A 531-nucleotide genomic window follows, 5' to 3' on the forward strand; every position below is an offset into this window, starting at 1 on the left:
CTATCAAACAACGTTATCTCAACGAATGCGACAAGTTCCTCGATCTGACCGAATGGATGCGGACGCTGAACGACTTGTCCGTCAGCTATAAAAATGCCGGAGACAAAGCGGCATGCCGCAAGGCGCTTGCCCCGATGGACAAATGGCTGGAGGGTTACCAGCGGAGCTACCTCTACGAAGAAGAATACAAACGAGAAGCCGCTGCCGCACAATTTAATTTGAAGCAATGCAGCGACGAATAATCGCAGTCCGTCATCAAATCCCACGCTAGTCGGGGAATAGGACAAGTTTGCTTCTTCGGCAAACAAGGTCGTCTGAAAACAAACGCCGCAGGTTGTGTTCAACCTGAAGCCGTTTTCAGACGACCTTTTGTCTGGTTTGGAAAGCCGGCGTATTATAGTGGATTAAATTTAAATCAGGACAAGGCGATGAAGCCGCAGACAGTACAGATAGTACGGCAAGGCGAGGCAACGCTGTACTGGTTTAAATTTAATCCACTATAAATTTAAATCAGAGCGGGCAGGGCAATGC

General features: G+C 48.4%; 1 pseudogene. It reads left to right on the top strand.

Annotation, left to right across the window (positions count from 1 at the left end):
• Window positions 1–242, top strand: a pseudogene (locus tag ACTHTS_RS10990) (hypothetical protein); the annotation flags it as partial.
• Window positions 243–531 lie beyond the last annotated feature (289 nt).

The organism is Neisseria sp. P0019.S003 (genome assembly GCF_051957115.1).
Lineage (GTDB): Bacteria > Pseudomonadota > Gammaproteobacteria > Burkholderiales > Neisseriaceae > Neisseria > Neisseria flavescens_D.